General features: G+C 36.9%; 16 protein-coding genes. 6 read left to right on the top strand and 10 right to left on the bottom strand.

What is annotated here, in order from left to right; genetic code table 11:
* On the bottom strand, positions 1-465 hold the full coding sequence (locus LQE94_RS03095) for a C-glycoside deglycosidase beta subunit domain-containing protein (protein ID WP_240576967.1): 465 nt from the start codon (positions 463-465) through the stop codon (positions 1-3).
* Positions 466-940: 475 nt separating this feature from the next.
* On the opposite strand from LQE94_RS03095, the gene LQE94_RS03090 reads away from it, so the two are divergent.
* The 3 genes from LQE94_RS03090 (at position 941) to LQE94_RS03080 (ending at position 5,927) form a co-directional block, all read left to right on the top strand.
* Positions 941-3,337 (top strand): GH39 family glycosyl hydrolase, encoded by a 2,397-nt coding sequence (locus LQE94_RS03090; protein WP_240576966.1) that lies wholly within the window; start codon positions 941-943, stop codon positions 3,335-3,337.
* A gap of 167 nt (positions 3,338-3,504) precedes the next feature.
* A complete protein-coding gene (locus LQE94_RS03085) occupies positions 3,505-4,476 on the top strand; it encodes a flavodoxin family protein (RefSeq protein WP_240576965.1) in 972 nt (323 codons plus the stop codon).
* 53 nt (positions 4,477-4,529) lie between these two features.
* The gene (locus tag LQE94_RS03080) at positions 4,530-5,927 is read left to right on the top strand and encodes an MFS transporter (RefSeq protein WP_240576964.1); all 1,398 of its coding nucleotides are present in this window, start codon (positions 4,530-4,532) and stop codon (positions 5,925-5,927) included.
* A gap of 100 nt (positions 5,928-6,027) precedes the next feature.
* Here LQE94_RS03080 and LQE94_RS03075 read toward each other — a convergent pair whose 3' ends face one another.
* Both LQE94_RS03075 and LQE94_RS03070 read right to left on the bottom strand, forming a co-directional pair.
* A complete protein-coding gene (locus tag LQE94_RS03075; RefSeq protein ID WP_117989742.1) occupies positions 6,028-6,303 on the bottom strand; it encodes a hypothetical protein in 276 nt (91 codons plus the stop codon).
* 57 nt (positions 6,304-6,360) lie between these two features.
* Positions 6,361-7,002, bottom strand: a complete 642-nt coding sequence (locus tag LQE94_RS03070; protein ID WP_118737894.1) for a sugar O-acetyltransferase — start codon at positions 7,000-7,002, stop codon at positions 6,361-6,363.
* Positions 7,003-7,142: 140 nt separating this feature from the next.
* Between LQE94_RS03070 and LQE94_RS03065 the strand changes: the two genes are divergently transcribed.
* Complete coding sequence (locus tag LQE94_RS03065) at positions 7,143-7,358, top strand: hypothetical protein (protein WP_240576963.1); 216 nt, start codon at positions 7,143-7,145, stop codon at positions 7,356-7,358.
* Between the two features lie 96 nt (positions 7,359-7,454).
* Here LQE94_RS03065 and LQE94_RS16390 read toward each other — a convergent pair whose 3' ends face one another.
* From LQE94_RS16390 to LQE94_RS03050, 3 genes are all read right to left on the bottom strand, one after another.
* A complete protein-coding gene (locus tag LQE94_RS16390) occupies positions 7,455-8,540 on the bottom strand; it encodes a hybrid sensor histidine kinase/response regulator (RefSeq protein ID WP_240576962.1) in 1,086 nt (361 codons plus the stop codon).
* A 294-nt stretch (positions 8,541-8,834) separates the two neighbouring features.
* A complete protein-coding gene (locus LQE94_RS03055; protein ID WP_240576961.1) occupies positions 8,835-9,206 on the bottom strand; it encodes a CHASE domain-containing protein in 372 nt (123 codons plus the stop codon).
* Positions 9,199-9,381 carry a hypothetical protein gene (locus tag LQE94_RS03050; protein WP_240576960.1) on the bottom strand — a complete coding sequence of 61 codons (183 nt, stop codon included), beginning with the start codon at positions 9,379-9,381 and terminating at the stop codon, positions 9,199-9,201. The genes LQE94_RS03055 and LQE94_RS03050 overlap by 8 nt, the downstream gene beginning before the upstream one ends.
* A 326-nt stretch (positions 9,382-9,707) precedes the next feature.
* Between LQE94_RS03050 and LQE94_RS03045 the strand changes: the two genes are divergently transcribed.
* Entirely contained in the window at positions 9,708-11,048 is a 1,341-nt protein-coding gene (locus LQE94_RS03045; RefSeq protein WP_240576959.1) for an MATE family efflux transporter, read from the top strand.
* Between the two features lie 68 nt (positions 11,049-11,116).
* On the opposite strand, the gene LQE94_RS03040 is transcribed toward LQE94_RS03045, so the two are convergent.
* Complete coding sequence (locus tag LQE94_RS03040; protein ID WP_240576958.1) at positions 11,117-13,123, bottom strand: oleate hydratase; 2,007 nt, start codon at positions 13,121-13,123, stop codon at positions 11,117-11,119.
* A gap of 334 nt (positions 13,124-13,457) precedes the next feature.
* Here LQE94_RS03040 and LQE94_RS03035 point away from each other — a divergent pair, with 334 nt between their 5' ends.
* The gene (locus LQE94_RS03035) at positions 13,458-14,855 is read left to right on the top strand and encodes a sodium-dependent transporter (protein ID WP_022074547.1); all 1,398 of its coding nucleotides are present in this window, start codon (positions 13,458-13,460) and stop codon (positions 14,853-14,855) included.
* A gap of 77 nt (positions 14,856-14,932) precedes the next feature.
* Here LQE94_RS03035 and LQE94_RS03030 read toward each other — a convergent pair whose 3' ends face one another.
* The 3 genes from LQE94_RS03030 to LQE94_RS03020 all read right to left on the bottom strand — a co-directional run bounded on the left by LQE94_RS03030 (position 14,933) and on the right by LQE94_RS03020 (position 17,516).
* Complete coding sequence (locus tag LQE94_RS03030) at positions 14,933-15,841, bottom strand: DNA/RNA non-specific endonuclease (protein WP_240576957.1); 909 nt, start codon at positions 15,839-15,841, stop codon at positions 14,933-14,935.
* Positions 15,838-16,266: a ribonuclease Z gene (locus tag LQE94_RS03025; RefSeq protein WP_240576956.1), complete on the bottom strand. Its 429-nt coding sequence runs from the start codon at positions 16,264-16,266 to the stop codon at positions 15,838-15,840. Before LQE94_RS03025 ends, LQE94_RS03030 begins: the two co-directional genes overlap by 4 nt.
* A 161-nt stretch (positions 16,267-16,427) precedes the next feature.
* The gene (locus LQE94_RS03020; protein ID WP_240576955.1) at positions 16,428-17,516 is read right to left on the bottom strand and encodes an NAD(P)H-dependent amine dehydrogenase family protein; all 1,089 of its coding nucleotides are present in this window, start codon (positions 17,514-17,516) and stop codon (positions 16,428-16,430) included.
* Positions 17,517-17,535 lie beyond the last annotated feature (19 nt).

Raw genomic sequence — 17,535 nt, 5'->3', positions numbered from 1 at the left:
TTAGTTGTCTCCTTCCTGTAATTCTAATGTGAAAGAACAGATAGATGCAGTTTTTCCAGAACCGGCACCGTTTCCCGGTACGGGCGGGTTTTTAAGCCACTCTTCATCCCATGGCATGTAGCCATATTGAGAAAGGATTGACTGTTGCAATTTAATGATATGTTTGCCGGGAGTAAGGCCACCCTCTTTTGTAACATAAACATAAGCTTCATCATCATAGTTCCAGTGCTCCCAGACACAAGTTTTTATTTCATTAAAATCTCGTGGAGCCTTGCCGTTAATTTCAAATTTTTGTAATTCTCTCGGATAAACTACATCATCGCATTCGATATAGTATCCATTGTGAAGTGAGAGAAAACAGCCACGATAATCAGCAATACGTACTGCAAATTTAAAACCGGTTATTTTTCCGTCTTCGACAGTATTTTCAAGACTGTCTTCTCGAATTAAATAAGAATCAAACATATTAAAAACCTCCTGTGCTTTTTTGTTAGGTATATTTTAATAAAAGAAAAAGAAAAAAACCTATATAAAAAAATATATTTTTGAAGAAAAAAAAGAAAAATTGATGAAAAAAAGAAAAGAAACATGTGAAATTGAATATAAAAATTAATTATCAAACTAAATAATTAAGAAAAAGCAAACTAGAGAAAATAGAAAGATGAGCTGTTTCAAAAAAAACAAAGAAAATTGAAAAAAAGAATAAATATTGTATTAGTAAAAGCAGGGGTGAAGTGTCATTCCTGCTTTCAAATATCATTGGATAACTTTTGTTGTACACAATACAAGTGGACAAAAAAGAACATATAAAAATTGTTCTAATGCTACAAAGAAAAATTAAAAAAGGATATTTATAAGGATAGATTGAACAAAATCTCACATAGAGTGTAAACAACTAAAATAATATAATGATACATAGAATCACTAGGAGGGATGAAAGATGGATACGACAAGAAAATTAATGCAGTTTTATTTTATTGCAAATGCAGAAACAGCAACACATTATCATCAGAATCCGGAAATGTTCTATGTACTTCGTGGAAATCTGGATATCAAGATTGATGACAAAACATATAAAATGCAAAGCGGAGACATTGTTCTTATAAATGCAAATAAACGACATACAGTAATTGGAAACGAAGAACTTCTGGGGGCAAGGTTTGAGATAGATTTTCATTTACTGGCTGAATATATGGGTTCGATGCAACTATTGTTTTGGTGTAATACAGTTGCAGACTGTAATCATGCATATAGTAATCTTCGCAGATTGCTGGACCGTATTTTGACAAGATATTTTGAAAAGGACGATAAGAGTGCACTGTATTTAAATGCATTGTATTTTGAAACGTTGTATGTGTTGACAAGCAATTTTCTTGTGAAAGCAGACGATATCCGATTAAATCTGGAGGATTCACAGGATCGACTGAGAATACGACAGATTCAAAATTATGTGCAGGCAAATTATCAAAGCCAGATTAGTTTAAATGACTTAGCAGATAAATTGTATTTGTCAAATGCATATTTATCTAAATATATAAAAAAGAATTTAGGAATGACATTTATGGAATATCTGAATAATGTCCGTTTATTTCACGCAGTAGATGAACTGATGTATTCAGATAAAAACTTAACACATATCGCTTACGATAATGGATTTCCGACATCAGCATCTTTTACAAAGACATTTCGTGAGGTCTATAAAGATTCGCCAAGTGAATATCGAAAAAAGATGCAGGAAGAAAATGTGATGCAGCAAAAGGAAATCAAATTGCAGGAGGAAGAAGAAAACCGGATTTTAGAATACTTGAAATTTCGTGAGAAAAAGGAAAGTCCACAATCGACAAAGGAAAAGGAATATGTAACAGACGCAAAAAAAATTAAAGGAACATATACTGATTTTAGCAAGGCGATCAGCATCGGAGACGGATATATATTATTGCAGTCAGAGGCACAGAATCAGGTGGAAAAGTTGCAAAAACAGACAGGAATAAAATATGCAAGAATCTGGAATATTTTATCGAAGGAGCATTGTTTCAGTGAGAAAGACGGATATAATTTTCGAAAGCTGGATCAGGTGTTAGATTTCCTTCTGGATCATCATTTGAAACCATACTTGGAGTTGGGGAGTAAGCCAAGTCTGTTTATGTATACTCCGGAAAGAAGTATTAACATAGAAGAAACAAAAACAAGTGTTTTTGATTTTGCTACATTTTCTGAAATTATCCAGGAAGTGTGTGTGCATCTGGTCAATCGATATGGCGTGGATGAGCTGGAGACCTGGTATTTTGAATATTGGAACGACCCGTCATTACATAGCTTTGAGCCAGATGGAGAGTATTATCAGCGGTTTGATCTTTTATATCAGACAATGAAAAGATATTCGGAAGAAATTTCTGTGGGAGGGGCCGGATTTATATTGGGATATGAAAGCATGGCTTGCAAAAATATTTTCGAAATATGGAGAGAGCGAGAGATTCATCCGGATTTTTTGTCTTTCTGTTCATTCCAATATATTGCGTTGATAGAAGAAGGAGAAAGAATTGGAAAGAAGTCCATTGATTCCGAGTACATTTCTAACCAGATGCAGATTATGAAATTAATTATGCAAGAAGCAAAATTTGAAATTCCAGAACTTCACATAGATGAGTGGAATTTTACAATTTCAAACCGAAATATATTGAATGACAGTTGTGAACAGGGTGCATACATTTTAAAAAATTGTATTGATATGAATGGTCAGGTCGATATTATGGCGTATTGGCATGCATTGGATCTTTATTCAGATTATTATGACACAGATACTGTTTTGAATGGAGATTCAGGGCTGATATCGAGAGATGGTATCTGTAAGCCGTCATTTTATGCATTTCAGTTTATTAACCGACTGTGCTCTAAAGTGTTGGGAAAATATGAAAATGCAATCGTGACGACAAATGGACGTAATCATTTTGTAATCGCATGTCATAACTACAAAAGTCTGTCGTCCAGATATGTCTTTACAGATGAAGATGAGATACAACTGGAAGATATTGAGCAGTATGTTGAAGATATTGAACCGATTAAATTGAATTTTACAATTCAAAATGTACAAAATGGAAAATATCTTGTTAAAACATATCGGGTAAACAGAGCAAGCGGAAGTGTGCAGGACCTTTGGAAAAATCTGGATTATTCAAAGGGGCTTATGCGAGATGAAGTAGAGTATTTAAAGAGTAGTGCAATTCCAAGTATCGAGATGAAAACAATAGAAGTAGAGAATGGAGAGTTGTGTCTTACAAACAATCTTGAAATGCAGGAAATCCGTTTGATTGATATTCAGTATCAATATAATGTGTAAAGCAAAAAGAGCAAAAAAGATAGGATGATTTTTGCTTTTTGACTTCTTGAAGAAAAAATTATGACAAAATATTGAACGAGGATAGGGTGGTTCTGGGAAAGTCGGGAACATTAAAAAAAGTTAAAATAAAATCATCAATAATTAAGATTAAGAGATGGAGGAACAATATGAAAGTATTAGGAATTTCTTTTGGAAGAAAGAACCAGAGAAGTGATGTCATGCTTAAAGAAGCATTGTTTGCAGCAAAAGCAGCAGGTGCAGATGTTCAGTTTATCAATACTATAACATTAGATATCGGACATTGCCGTGCATGTGATTTCTGTAGTAGAAACAGAGACAAAGGTGCTACAGAAATTCACTGCTGTATGAAAGATGATTACCACATTCTGGAAGAAGCTTGTCTGGAAGCAGACGGAATCATTATCGCAGCTCCTGTATATGCAGTAGGTATTGTAGGACAGTTCAAAAACTTTGTAGATCGTTTTGGACCATCCCATGACAGAGCAGCGTTGATCGAAGAAAACAAAAAACGTATTGCAGAAGGTAAATCAGAAGATGAATTACTTGACCCAAGATATTTTAAAGACAGATATGTTGGATATATTTCAGTCGGCGGAGCGCAGACTCACAACTGGGTATCATTGGGACTTCCAATGTTAGATTTATTTAGCTTCTCATGCTGCATGAAATGTGTAGGACATGTAGATGCTTATGATCAGGGAAGAACAGGACATCCTTTGTTTGATCCGGCACTGATGCAGAAATGTGCAGACCTTGGTAAAGCAGTAGCAGAATCTCTTGGAAAACCATATGATGAAGTCGATACATGGGTTGGAGAAGAAGGCGTATGTCCTGTATGTCACAATCCATTGCTTAGCATGAATGGAACAACTCACGTAGAATGTCCAATCTGTGGTATTTGGGGAACATTGTCCGTAGATGGGGACAAGGTAAATGTAGAGTTCTCAGAAGAAGAAAAGAACAGAGCAAGAAACACAACAATTGGTATTTACGAGCATTACAATGAAATTCAGAACATGATCAAGGTATGTGTTCCAAAATTGGTTGCCAATAAAGATACACTTCCAAAAATGATGGAAAAATACAAAAACTTTGATAAAGAAATCGAATCTATGTAATAAAAAGCTACATAGATTGCTGCCATAAAACCGGCAGAGGGTAGGAGATTAAAATGGGTGAGAAAAAATTAAATGAATACGGTATGACACCGTTAACAGGAAAACATTATTTTGTATACGGACTTGGTAACTTTGCATCACAGCTTTCATGGACAATGGTAAGTACATATCTTTCTATTTTCTATACAGATGTATTTGGACTTGGAACTGGTGCAGTAGCACTTTTGATGTTAATTGCAAAAGTATGGGATGGAATTAATGATCCAATGATGGGAACTCTTATGGAGCGTACTCATACAAAACACGGAAGATTCAGACCTTACATTTTTGTGGGAGCCATTTTCCTTGTAATTTTTACAATTCTGACATTTACAGTACCAGGATTTGGAAGCACAGGTAAATTGGTTTATGCTTACATTACATACATTGGCTTAGGTATGTCTTACACAATGACAAATGTACCATACCTTGCATTGCCTGTAGTTATGACACGTGACCCTAAAGAAATCAATAAATTAAATGCAGCTCAGATGATGGGTATGACAATCGGACAGATTGTTTTGAACCTGTTTGTATTAAAACTTGTTCTCTGGTTTGGTAAAGGAAATCAGGCTGCAGGATATCACTCAACAGCTATTTTACTTGCAGTTATTGCACTTCCTATGTTCTGGGCAGTAGCAATCCTTTCAAAAGAAAGAATCACTGTTAAGAAAGAAGACCAGGGTAAAGTAAGTGATGGTCTGAAAATGGTATTCAAAAACAAAAACCTTATGTGTGCAATGTTATACAGTTTCTTTAACATGTTTGGTATGTTAGGACGTATTTCAGTAGCAGTTTACTTCTATTTGTATTGTGTACAGAACTTCGCATTCATCACAATTTTCATGATGATGCAGATGATCGTCGGAACAATCATTATGCCATTTACACCAAAGGTAATTGACAAACTTGGAAAACGTAATACAGCAATCCTTTCAATGGTTATTCAGGGCGCTTCATTGATTGTACTGTTTGTAGGTCCTTATGAAAATATCGTATTTGACTTTATTGTATTGATTGTATATGGTCTTGGATATGTTGCAGGTCCATCTGGATCTGGTATGATGGTTGATGCAATCGACGATTTTGATGATAAATATGGAGCACGTAACGATGGTATGGCATTCTCATTCCAGGGATGTGCTATTAAAATCGCAACAGCTATTGCAAACTCATTGTTCCTGGTTGTTATGGGAGCATTCGGATATGCCGGTGGAGTTGATATGACACCACATATCCAGACAGGTATCAATATTGCAGCAAACCTTCTTCCTGGAATTGTATTCTTCGTAGGAATAATTCCACTTCTGATCTATGACCTGGATAAACCGGGACATATGGAAGCTGTAAGAGAAAGACTTGCAAAACGTGATGCAGCTAAGAAAGAGGCTACAGAGGCGGCAGCTAAGTAAGGTGGCTATACACGGTCCTTGCGAAAAAAAGATAGTTGAACTTCTAGTTCAACTATCTTTTTTTGCAAGAACCGTGTATTGGAAGTGGAAGGAAAAATTTTCAGTTATCGAGTTGTTGAATATTGGATAAGATGAAGTTTGCTTGCTCCAAATCTTTCTTTAGTACTAATATCTTATATTGATACATTTGTTCAGAAGGATTTCCGATGCTTCCGGTACGACCTCGAAGTGAGCCATGTATTGCCCATTGTCCGAGTTCATTTTTGACTTTGTAACGATAAGGAATATGCCGGGTATCCAATTCATCACGAATCTGATTAAATATTCGCATGTTTGTTCCAATCCATAAAGTGTCTGAATTAAAAAATGTGAACATGAGAAATCCCTCCTTTTGAAAGAAAATGATATAAGTGTTAAGAGTAGAGTACCATATCTACGGCTCAATTACTACATTATCCGCAAGTATCTCCGGCTTATTTTTCATGCTGTCGGCTTCGGTAAGCTTACGGATTACTTTGCATGGAACTCCGGCGGCAAAGCTATTTGCAGGAATGTCATGGGTTACAACGCTTCCGGCGCCGATGACGCAATTATCTCCGATCGTAACGCCTGGGCATACTGTGACGGAGGCACCGAACCAACAATCGTTTCCGATATGAACCGGTTTGGCATAACATAAAAGCTTCTTTTCGCCAGCAGCGGTTAACAATTCTCTTCGTTCGTTGGCGAGCATCGGATGAATCGGAGTGACGATCGTTACATTCGGTCCAAAGTTACAGTTATCTCCGATGGTCACTTCTGCATCATCCTGAATTGTCAGGTTGAAGTTTCCAAAAAAATGTTTTCCGATTTTCGTGTGTGTTCCATAGTGAAAGAAAATTGGTCCCTGGATTCGGCTTCCTTCACCAAATTCGCCGATAATCTCGGAAAGAATAGAAGCTCTTTTTTCTATTTCATCTTCATATGTATTATTGTAATCTACATTGAGATTGTGAGTTTTTCTTTTTATAGCTACTAATTCTGGATCGCCAGGGCAGAATAAAATGCCTGCATTGATTTTTTCTTCTTCTCTCATAATAAACGCTCCTTTATAAGTCTGATTAAAAATAATATGAAATATCTATTAATAGAATTATACAAGTCAATGAAAAAAATATATAGTAGTTTTCTTGCTGTCTTATATATAAAATCTTATAAAAATTGGATAAGTATAAAGTGAGAGGAGCAAAAAAACAGCGTTGTAATCTTTGGACGACTTATTATATTACGATTCCGATATTTGCTATGACTGCAAATGCATTTGCTGATGATCGTCAAAAGGCGTATGATGCTGGAATGAATGAACATCTGACAAAACCGCTTGAAACAGAGGCGGTGCTGAAAGCACTTTCTAAATATTGTGTGAAGAATAAGAAAAAGAATCAGAGTTAAAAAGTAAAATTACAATAGCCGAAATAAATCTGGAATACAGAAGTGATTCGGCTATTATAGATTAATAAGACTATGAAATTTGGTTTTGTGAAAAAGTTATTGAACAAATTTTTCCAGTGTATGGAGCAAAACTTCAACATCGATTGGTTTGGCAATATGTGCGTTCATTCCTGCAGCGAAAGCTTTTTTCTTATCTTCATCAAATGCATTGGCAGTCATTGCGATGATAGGAATTGTAGCACGTTGATTTTTCAGGTTTCGGATTAAGCGTGTGGTTTCATAACCATTTAAATTAGGCATTTGGATATCCATTAAGATTAAGCCATAATAATCTTCTGGTTTTTTCTGGAGGAGTGCTAAACATTGGCATCCATCTTCTACACAATCTACTTCAAATCCGTTTTCCTGAAGAATTGTCTCAGCAATCTCAGCATTTAATTTGTTATCTTCAGCCATTAAAATCCGTTTTCCAAGAGCGTGGTTAGTAACAAGATTCGGTGAATATGTTTGACTCTCTTCAATCTGTTCCTGGGTGGCAATCAAAAATGGAATTTGAATCGTTGTTTTAGTTCCTTCATTTACTTTACTTTCAATCTGAATGGTTCCACCCATCAAGTCTACCAGAGATTTTACAATCGGGAGTCCAAGTCCGGTTCCGGCAATTTTATTTTCTGTACTGGTATGTTCGCGGGTAAACTCTTCAAAAATATGTGGCAGATATTCTTCACTCATACCGATACCGGTATCTTCAATAATCATTCGATACGTTGCAACATCACTTCGCTCGGATGGAATTTCAGAAATATCCAGTCTTATATGTCCACCGCGAGGTGTATATTTGATTGAATTACCTACGATATTTAACAGAATCTCACTTGTTTTTGTTTTATCATATACAATGTATGGGTGTTGAATATCCAGGTGCGTAGAATACGTAAGTCCTTTTTCTTTTAAAGCCGGTTCAAAAACGGTTTGGAGAGAATCACGTAATTCCTGAAAGTGTCCGGTATCTAATCTTAAGTCAGCTTTTCCACTTTCAATTCGTGCCATTTCAAGCACATAATTGATTAAAGAAAGCAGTAAAGAACTGGAAGATTTAATCTTACCGATATAATAGGTTACTTTGTCTTTTTCATCAATGTGCTTTTCAAGCAATTCGGAAAATCCAATAATCGCATTCATTGGAGTGCGGATATCATGACTCATATTGAATAAAAAACGTGTCTTTGCTTCATTAGCAGCTTCAGCCTTCTAAACTGTTTTTTTCATTTCTTCTGCATGGAGAATATCCTTCAGCCGACGCATGCTGGCCTGCCAATAACCAATTGCCAGAAGACTTGCAATGATCAGGGCAAAGAAAAGACCGAGTACTACCTGATGAACGGTTGTCCACCCTTCTTTCGGAACAATTTCAAAATACCAGGTATCATTTGGAACAGCACATGCTACTTCAAGGGTATCCGTAGGAAAATAGCTTTAGCTTTGTGCGATTACAATTTTTTCTCCGTTTGTATCATTTGTGTAGATTGGATCAAAAAGCAGTGAACCGGTGCCACCTTGTACAAGTTCATAAGGTCCTGCAATGGTATATTCTCCGGTTTCTTTAGCAAGGTTAGCTTCTTTTTTTCGTTCTTTGTTTTCAAGCATATCCAAACCAATAGCAGCTTCATTGCTTTCTAATGGATAGACATAGGAAATGACACCATCCGGAGCAAGTTCGTGGGCCTTGATCACATGCTGTTTGTCCTGCATGAGTTCAGAAATAGTAGCAAATTGTTGCGTATCAATGTCTCGCCCGGATTCTACAATCTGCTTGATCAGATTGGATTCGGCCAGATATTTATTCAATTGAGCTTCTATATGGGTGATCGTTGATTCTGCGGTGTAAGCAGCTTTTGATTTTTCTTCCTTTTTCCTGTGTCTGGTTTTGATAATCTGTCAAACCGGCAGCAAGAACAAATGTAATGAGAAAAACAAGCGCTGTCTTTATTTCTAAATTTCTTTTATTTACGTTATCTTTCATAAGTAGAAAACCTCATTTGTATTATGTTTGCAGTTACAATTATACGCATTATTTTAATGAAGTAAAGTGAAAAAAATATGAAATTTAATTAGCGTGGGATCATAATAACAACAGTAGTTCCCTTTCCAACTTTACTTCGAATGGAAAGTGTGCCATGGCACATAGAACTCAGACGGGATTATACATTTTTCAGTCCGACATGATTTCGTCCATCGGAGAGTCCATTCATGTTCTTGTATAAAAACTTGCAATATTTATATGAAAGGAAGATAATATCAAAGGTGACATTGTAAGAATAGAGAAAAAGTGAAAGGGATAGATATCAAATGAAACAACAACACATGTTTTCAAATCAGATGATTGCAGCGATTCTTGTTCCGGTAATATTAGAGCAGCTGTTGAATTCGGTTATGGGAACTGCAGATACAATGATGGTAAGTAATGTCGGTTCGGCAGCAATATCGGCGGTGTCGTTAGTTGATTCAATTAATGTTCTGGTAATACAGGCATTTTCTGCTCTGGCAGCAGGTGGAGCAATTATATGTGCACAGTATATTGGACAGAAGAATAAAGAGCGGGCAAATGAGTCAGCACGCCAGGTTTTGTTTATCATCACAGCAATTTCAATTGTAGTCAGTTTAATCTGTCTTATTTTCCAGAAGCCGTTATTAAGAGTAATCTTTGGTTCAGTTGAAGCAGAGGTTATGAGAGCTTCGGAAATATATTTCTTCTACACAGCATTATCATTTCCATTTATTGCGGCGTATGATGCAGCAGCATCCATCTTCCGTGCACAGGATAATACCAAAGGACCGATGATCATTTCGATGATTTCCAATGTAATGAATATTGTGGGAAATGCAATTATGATATGGGGCTTTCATATGGGTGTTGCAGGTGCAGCAATTGCTACGTTAGTTTCACGTATCTTTTGTGCAGTTGTAGTACTGATTCAGTTAAGAAAAGACAGACAGCCAATCGTAGTGAGAGATTATATGAAAATACGTCCAAACTGGAGTATGATACGAAAGATTCTTGGAATAGGAATTCCATCCGGTGTGGAAAACAGTATGTTCCAATTAGGAAAACTGGCGATCCAGTCAACGGTATCAACTCTTGGTACAGCGGCAATAGCAGCACAGGCTATGACTAATATTTTGGAAAATCTCAATGGTATTGCAGCAATCGGAGTTGGCATTGGACTTATGACAATCGTAGGTCAATGTATGGGAGCCGGAAGAAAAGACGAAGCGGTTTATTATATAAAGAAATTGTGTGTGATCGCGGAAGTTATTATTATTGTAAGTTGTCTGACAGTATTTGCGTTGACGAAACCGGTTACAATGTTAGGTGGAATGGAAAGAGTAAGTGCAGATATGTGCTTCCATATGGTGATGTGGATCACAATTGTAAAACCATTTGTCTGGGTTCTGTCATTTATTCCGGCATATGGTTTGCGCGCAGCAGGAGATGTGAAGTTTTCAATGATCACATCCTGCATTACGATGTGGGCATGTCGTTTTTGTCTTTGTGTATTTTTAATTCGTGTCATGGGATTTGGACCAATGGGAGTCTGGATTGGTATGTTTGCGGACTGGACTGTTCGTGGAATTATATTTACATGGAGATTTCATAGCAGGAAATGGCTGGAGTATAAGGTTATTTAATATAAAAAGAAAAACAGCTTCCCGGTGTTTGTGCCGGGGAGCTGAATCAGAAAAAGTTTCAGATGATTTTACATTCCGTCTTTGAGGATATCATGGTCTCTGAGTACCTTTTCAATAACATTTCCTTTTACAAGCTTCAGAAGCGGTTTTTTGAGTGCATTTAGCGGACCAGGAAGCGGAATTTCCAGTGGAGATTTTCCATCCATAAGCTTTACGCTGCTGTCGAGAAGCTCACGGATATCATAAACACTTCCCCATACTTCAGGAACACCTCTGTCGACTTTGAGAAGTCCATAAACAGCTTCCATAGCAGTACGTACAGAATACTCTGTTGTGAAAACGGTGTCGCGAGGAGTATCAGCAAACTGTCCGAGGAATGCGAAGTTGACACATCCGTCAGGAATGACATCCGGGCGGTCACCTTTTGTACGAGGCATAAAGAAAGCAGTAATGTAAGGCATCATTGTCGGTACACAGATCGCACTATTTTCTGCAAAATCCATAATCTGGTCTTCAGGTACTCCGAGATGATACAGCCATTCAGCAGTGATTTCTTTACCTGTACAATCTTTCATAGGTTTCTTAATATAGTCTCCAGGCACATCTGTAAATAAGCCATATACCCATACACATACCTGGTTTTTATCCTGATCTTTAAACTGTCCCTGTCGATTAATTGTCCAGCTAAGCAGCCAGCTTGAATCCTGACAACTTACGATACCTCCTGTTACAACATTTCCTGTGCGAGGGTCACGTTTGCAAATATCAGTGATATATGGGATGATCTTATCATCGAGAGTTGTAACAGTTGCAGATTCCCAGTTCGTTTTTGAAATGTCAGAACAGAATTTTTCCGGATGTCCAAAGGATGGATCCTGTCTGGCAATATTCTTCCAAAGATTCCATACACCGCTTGTACGGACTTCAGCATCTCCGTTCGGGGCATGATTCTGATCTCCATAAATGGTTCCCTCTGTACAACTTCCGTTCGTAACAAATACGAGATCATTTTCCGTTAGAACGATGCCGCTTTCTTTTCCATTCACCTTACATTCTATAGCAGAAGCAATCTTCTTATCTCCTTCAAATTTAAATACAACGTTTGTAACCTCTGTATTGAACTGGAAGTCAACACCAGCAGCCTCCAAATACTTTTGCATAGGAAGGATCAGAGATTCATATTGATTATATTTTGTGAATTTCAATGCACTGAAATCAGGCAGTCCGGCAATGTGATGGATAAATCTCTGGAAGTAGAGTTTCATTTCAAGAGCACTGTGCCAGTTTTCAAATGCAAACATTGTTCTCCAGTATAACCAGAATGTAGAATCGAATACTTCATCATCGAATACATCTTCAATAGTCTTATCGTACAAATCCTCATCTTTTGTCATAAAGAGTTTCATGATCTCCATGCAGCCCTTTTGACTCAAATTAAATTTACCATCTGTATGTGCATCTTTACCACGATTGATGGTAGCACGACAAAGTGAGTAGTTTGGATCATGTTTGTTGAGCCAGTAATATTCATCCAGTACAGAAACACCAGGTGTTTCAATAGAAGGAATACTGCGGAACAAATCCCACAGACATTCAAAATGATTTTCCATCTCGCGTCCTCCACGCATTACATAACCGCGGGAAGAATCGTAGATTCCATCACATGCACCGCCGGCAATATCCATCGCTTCCAGAATATGGATGTGAGAACCAGGCATTTGTGCATCACGTACAAGGAAGCATGCGGCAGCAAGAGAGGCAAGTCCGCTTCCTACAATATAAGCATGTTTGTCATCTACACCTTCCGGTTTTTCAGGATGAGCAAATGCTTCATAGTTTCCATTAGAATAGTAGATTCCCTTGCTGTTTCGCTCATATTTTCCACGCTCCGTATTGCGATAATTGTTCTTAATGGAAATGTCATCAGTTTTCTTTTTACTAAACAAAGGTGAAATAGATTGAGATGCATCACCATTTTCAAATTTATTTTTTGCTTTCTGTGCGAGGTAAATTGCAGTACCTGTTCCTGCTGCAACTGCTGAGATCATACCAAGTTTAGATTTTTTATTTGCCATAATATAACCACCTTTCTGTGAGCTATCCATTTGTTATGATTATAGTATGAGCATTTTTGTCTGTTTTCAATTTACAAAAAGGGCAAAATGATAAAAAACTTATCAAATCATCCTTTTTGTAAAAAACAGTTATTTACAGATTTTCATAGGAAGGTCTATTATCAAATCTTAGAAAATATGATAAGGTATATACAAAAGATTGATGAATGATGTATTTAAAGTAGTGCAAAAATGCAAAAAATTTAAATTTTTGAAATCTATATTGTATACATCCCACGATTATTGATATAATAAATCAGTTAAGGTTCGACTAAATTTTATGGAGGCTAAACTTATGAAACAAAAAAGTGGTTTTAGCGGGCAGATCGGTTTTGTATTTGCTGCTGCTGGAAGTGCTGTAGGAGTTGGAAATCTTTGGAGATTCCCATATCTCGCAGCAAAAGACGGGGGAGGACTTTTCCTGATTATTTATTTGGTATTGGTAGTTACTTTTGGATTTACATTATTAACAACAGATATCGCCATCGGACGTAAGACTGGAAAAAGTGCAATTTATGCCTATGAGTCGATGCGTTCGAAGTGGAAATTTTTAGGAATTCTGACATTTTTGGTGCCGGTGCTGATCATGACATATTACGCAGTTATTGGGGGATGGATTCTGAAGTATATTACAATCTATCTGTTTAGTTCAGGTAAAGAAGCTGTGGCTGATGGATGTTTTACTGGATTTATTTCCTCACCATCTTCTGTGTGGTTCAGTTTGGTATTTATGCTGTTAACAGCACTGATCGTTTATAATGGTGTTGAAAAGGGAATTGAACGTGTATCTAAATTTATCATGCCAATACTTTTGGTGATGGTAATTGTGATCGCAATCTTCTCATTGACACTCAAAACAACTTTGGATGATGGAACTGTCCGTACAGGCTTACAGGGAATGATGATTTATCTGAAACCAGATTTGACTGGCGTTACAGTAGGACGTTTTCTTCAGATTACGCTGGATGCGATGAGTCAGTTATTTTTCTCTTTAAGTGTATCAATGGGTATTATGATCACATATGGTTCTTATGTAAAGAAAGATGTTGATCTGAACAAGGCGGTATCCCAGATTGAATTGATGGATACAGGAGTAGCATTCTTGGCAGGTGTTATGATCATTCCTGCTGTATTCGTTTTCTCAGGACTTGATGGAATGTCAGCAGGACCTGGACTTATGTTCGTGTCTTTGCCAAATGTATTCTTTAGCATGGGAAAAATCGGAAGATTTATCGGAATCTTATTCTTTGTACTGGCGGGATTTGCAGCATTGACTTCTTGTATTTCGGTATTAGAGTCTATTACAGCAAACTGCATGGAGCTTTTCCATACGGAAAGAAAAAAGACAACAGGAGTTTTGTCTGTTATCTATTTGACAGCAACAGCAGTCATAGCATTGGGATATAGCATATTCTATGTAGAAGTGGCATTACCAAACGGAAGCACAGGTCAGCTTTTGGATATTATGGACTATATCAGTAACAGTTTCTTGATGCCGTTTATTTCATTGTTGTCTGCAATTCTGATCGGATGGATCATGAAACCATCATGGATTGCAGAAGAGATGGAATTAAATGGAAGCAAATTTAAACGCAAAAAGCTTTATAATGCAATGATACGCTATATTATGCCGGTCATTATGTTGATTTTATTCTTACAGTCAACAGGTGTACTGAATTTAATTCTTAAATAATAACTTCATATATTTTTTAAACGAACTATATCATTGAATGGATGACATAGTTCGTTTTTTAGTTCCGGAAATTTACATTACGGATTACATTTTTTGCATGGCTCATACCCCATTTTAATGACATCAGCTCTTTTTCCGGTGTAATTTTTGCGATTTTTTTTCTTCATCTGTTTTACGCTTCCACAAGTTGGATAGTGGAATTTGTGATTGTTTGTGTTTAGCACGTAGGTAGTGGAAGAAGATGAATTTTTGGTTGTTGCGCTGCTGTCGGAAGAGGTGTCGGCTTTGCTCTCTCCGGTAGCATAATCAATGGAGACGCCAGGTTGAACATTGTATACAAATATACAAAAAAGAATACCCTCCCCGTTGTCTTCAACAGACATTGCTTCCATAACAACCCCAGATGCAACAAGATTATCTCCGTCATAGACAGGTGTCACCCGGTATAATACGTGGTTACCGGTTTCTTTTATATAATCAGCTGTCATATTTTCAAAAGGAAGCATACCTTGTACATTCAGATATCGTGTTCCGGTAATCAAGTTACGTTCATTGTCATTCTCGCCGGTAAGCTGATACCCTATTAAATGACAACGATTATAGAGATATTTTCCATCAACAAAATCATATTTTACAGTATGCCATCCGGAAGGCTTGATTTTGCCGATAGCCCCTCGTTTTTCGGTTGGCATTAAATCTTTTCCGACATTTGCATATGCAACACCGCATCGCCCAAACTTGTCTAGCGCACTGTAGGTTTCAAAGGAAGTGGATACATTTAGTTCACTTTCAGTGAAATAAGGGGTGTTGTTATTAAGAACAACATAAGGGTCTTTAGAGTAAGTCGGAATGCCTGTCAGATCAAAAGAAGTCGAAGCTGCTTTTGCTGCAAACGTCTCGCTACAAACAGAAAGTGAGAGCAGGAGCACTAAAAATAGAGAGAATAATCCTTTGGAACGAAAAATAACTTTTTTCAATCTTTTCATTTTACATAAATCTCCTCTGTTATTTTATCGTGTGAGGAACCGACGAAATCTTCACTGGAAATTAGCTTCCATCCATGCTCAGACAGTGGAATATCAAAATAAAAATCAGCAGGATAGTCCCGGTTCCATTTATATAAGATTATCTTTTTAATTTTTTGCTCAAACGCAGCAACAGAACAGTCTTCAACAAAACATATATCATTGCAGGCAGCTTTACTTAGGAAATTCTCATCAATGTTATAATTTTGAGAATTGTTGATATAATTTTCAAAATCTTTAAATTGCTTTTCTGAATAGTGGTTCATCCAGAAAATTTTTCCAGAAGCCGATTTAAGGATTCTCTCTCTTAGAGTACGATCCTGACTCTGCCTTCTATGATTGAAAAGCATGCCCATATTGTTATCTACGCAAGTTATTAATATCATAATAGTGTATACCTCTTTCTATTGATAATTATATTATAGGGTTTTAGATAAAAATATCAATGCATTGTAAGAAAATGGTAAAAGGGAACAGCTATAGCTTTTCATATACCGAAATTCTATAGCTGTTCCCTTTATAGATGTCTTATAGGTTTATAGGAACCTTATTTTGATTTTACATAAGTGTTCAAATCATGAACACAATATTCGTTATATGGATATTTATCAGTTGTTACATATCCAGCCGGAGCATCAATTAACTGTGGAATACGGTTTACGATGGTAGCACAAGTCATTTCTACAGTCGCAGGCCGATTTACAGAAACAGTTGTTTCAGGTTCGCCGATAAAGGTCCAATCATTTCTGTCAAAGTCATCTGGTGCGAATACTTTGCCTACACATTCGGTTTCGAGAGTGATGCCTTCTTCTGTCTCAGTAGTAACAACAGCACGCATACCCGTCGGATCACCAGCTTTGATTGTAGCATTTAAAGTTGTAGAGAAAAGATCTGCGGTATGGGTAGTAGGATAACACTTCTGCGTCTGTGAAATAATATGAAGGTTCATTTTGCTGCAAAGCCAACCATTTTGATTCCACATATATGCCGGAACATACTGACCACATTCAATAAGTTCTTTAAGTTCATCTGGTGACATAGTGTTAATATTTGCAATTTCTTTTTTGAAACGTTCTGGCGTAAATCCTGCACCATGACCTTCTGCAAGTGCGATACCATAATCTTCTACGTTATACCAACTGCTACCATGAATTTTTGTGATTTTGAATGAAGAACCGGCAAGATTTGTAACCATAGTACCCCAAACAAGATCACAGTAGCCAACACCAGTCAGTGTACAGTTGCCCTCTTTAGCAAGTTTGTCCAATTTGTGTGTAAGAGCAGGAGAAGAGTTCCATGGATATAGTGCTTCTTCACAGGTTGTAATCGCATTGATACCATGCTTTGCACAAATTGTAAAAATGTCTTCGAGTTCTGCGATGGTGCTTCTAGTAGCAATGATGCAGACATCCGGTTTCAGATTTCCAAGGATTTCATCTGCCTGGCTTGCATCTGCAATCTGAATTCCGGTAGCCGGATAGCCATCACCTGCAATCTCTGCTGCATCTTTACCTAAAATAGCAGGATTCACATCAAATGCGGCAACTAATTCTGCTCCTTTTTCAATTCCGTAACGAATCAAGTATTTTCCCATTTTACCACAACCGTATTGAGCGAATGTAATTTTTCTTTCCATAAGATACCTCCTTGATTAA

Source organism: Mediterraneibacter sp. NSJ-151 (genome assembly GCF_022487435.1).
Lineage (GTDB): Bacteria > Bacillota > Clostridia > Lachnospirales > Lachnospiraceae > Schaedlerella > Schaedlerella hominis.
This window is presented reverse-complemented; position numbering and strand designations above follow the sequence as displayed.

What these genes read in the sequence shown, in the direction of transcription:
- LQE94_RS03095 (WP_240576967.1), bottom strand. Translation starts at nt 465, where the DNA reads ATGTTTGATTCTTATTTAATTCGAGAAGACAGTCTTGAAAATACTGTC.
- LQE94_RS03090 (WP_240576966.1), top strand. Translation starts at nt 941, where the DNA reads ATGGATACGACAAGAAAATTAATGCAGTTTTATTTTATTGCAAATGCA.
- LQE94_RS03085 (WP_240576965.1), top strand. Translation starts at nt 3,505, where the DNA reads ATGAAAGTATTAGGAATTTCTTTTGGAAGAAAGAACCAGAGAAGTGAT.
- LQE94_RS03080 (WP_240576964.1), top strand. Translation starts at nt 4,530, where the DNA reads ATGGGTGAGAAAAAATTAAATGAATACGGTATGACACCGTTAACAGGA.
- LQE94_RS03075 (WP_117989742.1), bottom strand. Translation starts at nt 6,303, where the DNA reads ATGTTCACATTTTTTAATTCAGACACTTTATGGATTGGAACAAACATG.
- LQE94_RS03070 (WP_118737894.1), bottom strand. Translation starts at nt 7,002, where the DNA reads ATGAGAGAAGAAGAAAAAATCAATGCAGGCATTTTATTCTGCCCTGGC.
- LQE94_RS16390 (WP_240576962.1), bottom strand. Translation starts at nt 8,540, where the DNA reads ATGAATGCGATTATTGGATTTTCCGAATTGCTTGAAAAGCACATTGAT.
- LQE94_RS03050 (WP_240576960.1), bottom strand. Translation starts at nt 9,381, where the DNA reads ATGAAAGATAACGTAAATAAAAGAAATTTAGAAATAAAGACAGCGCTT.
- LQE94_RS03045 (WP_240576959.1), top strand. Translation starts at nt 9,708, where the DNA reads ATGAAACAACAACACATGTTTTCAAATCAGATGATTGCAGCGATTCTT.
- LQE94_RS03040 (WP_240576958.1), bottom strand. Translation starts at nt 13,123, where the DNA reads ATGGCAAATAAAAAATCTAAACTTGGTATGATCTCAGCAGTTGCAGCA.
- LQE94_RS03035 (WP_022074547.1), top strand. Translation starts at nt 13,458, where the DNA reads ATGAAACAAAAAAGTGGTTTTAGCGGGCAGATCGGTTTTGTATTTGCT.
- LQE94_RS03030 (WP_240576957.1), bottom strand. Translation starts at nt 15,841, where the DNA reads ATGAAAAGATTGAAAAAAGTTATTTTTCGTTCCAAAGGATTATTCTCT.
- LQE94_RS03025 (WP_240576956.1), bottom strand. Translation starts at nt 16,266, where the DNA reads ATGATATTAATAACTTGCGTAGATAACAATATGGGCATGCTTTTCAAT.
- LQE94_RS03020 (WP_240576955.1), bottom strand. Translation starts at nt 17,516, where the DNA reads ATGGAAAGAAAAATTACATTCGCTCAATACGGTTGTGGTAAAATGGGA.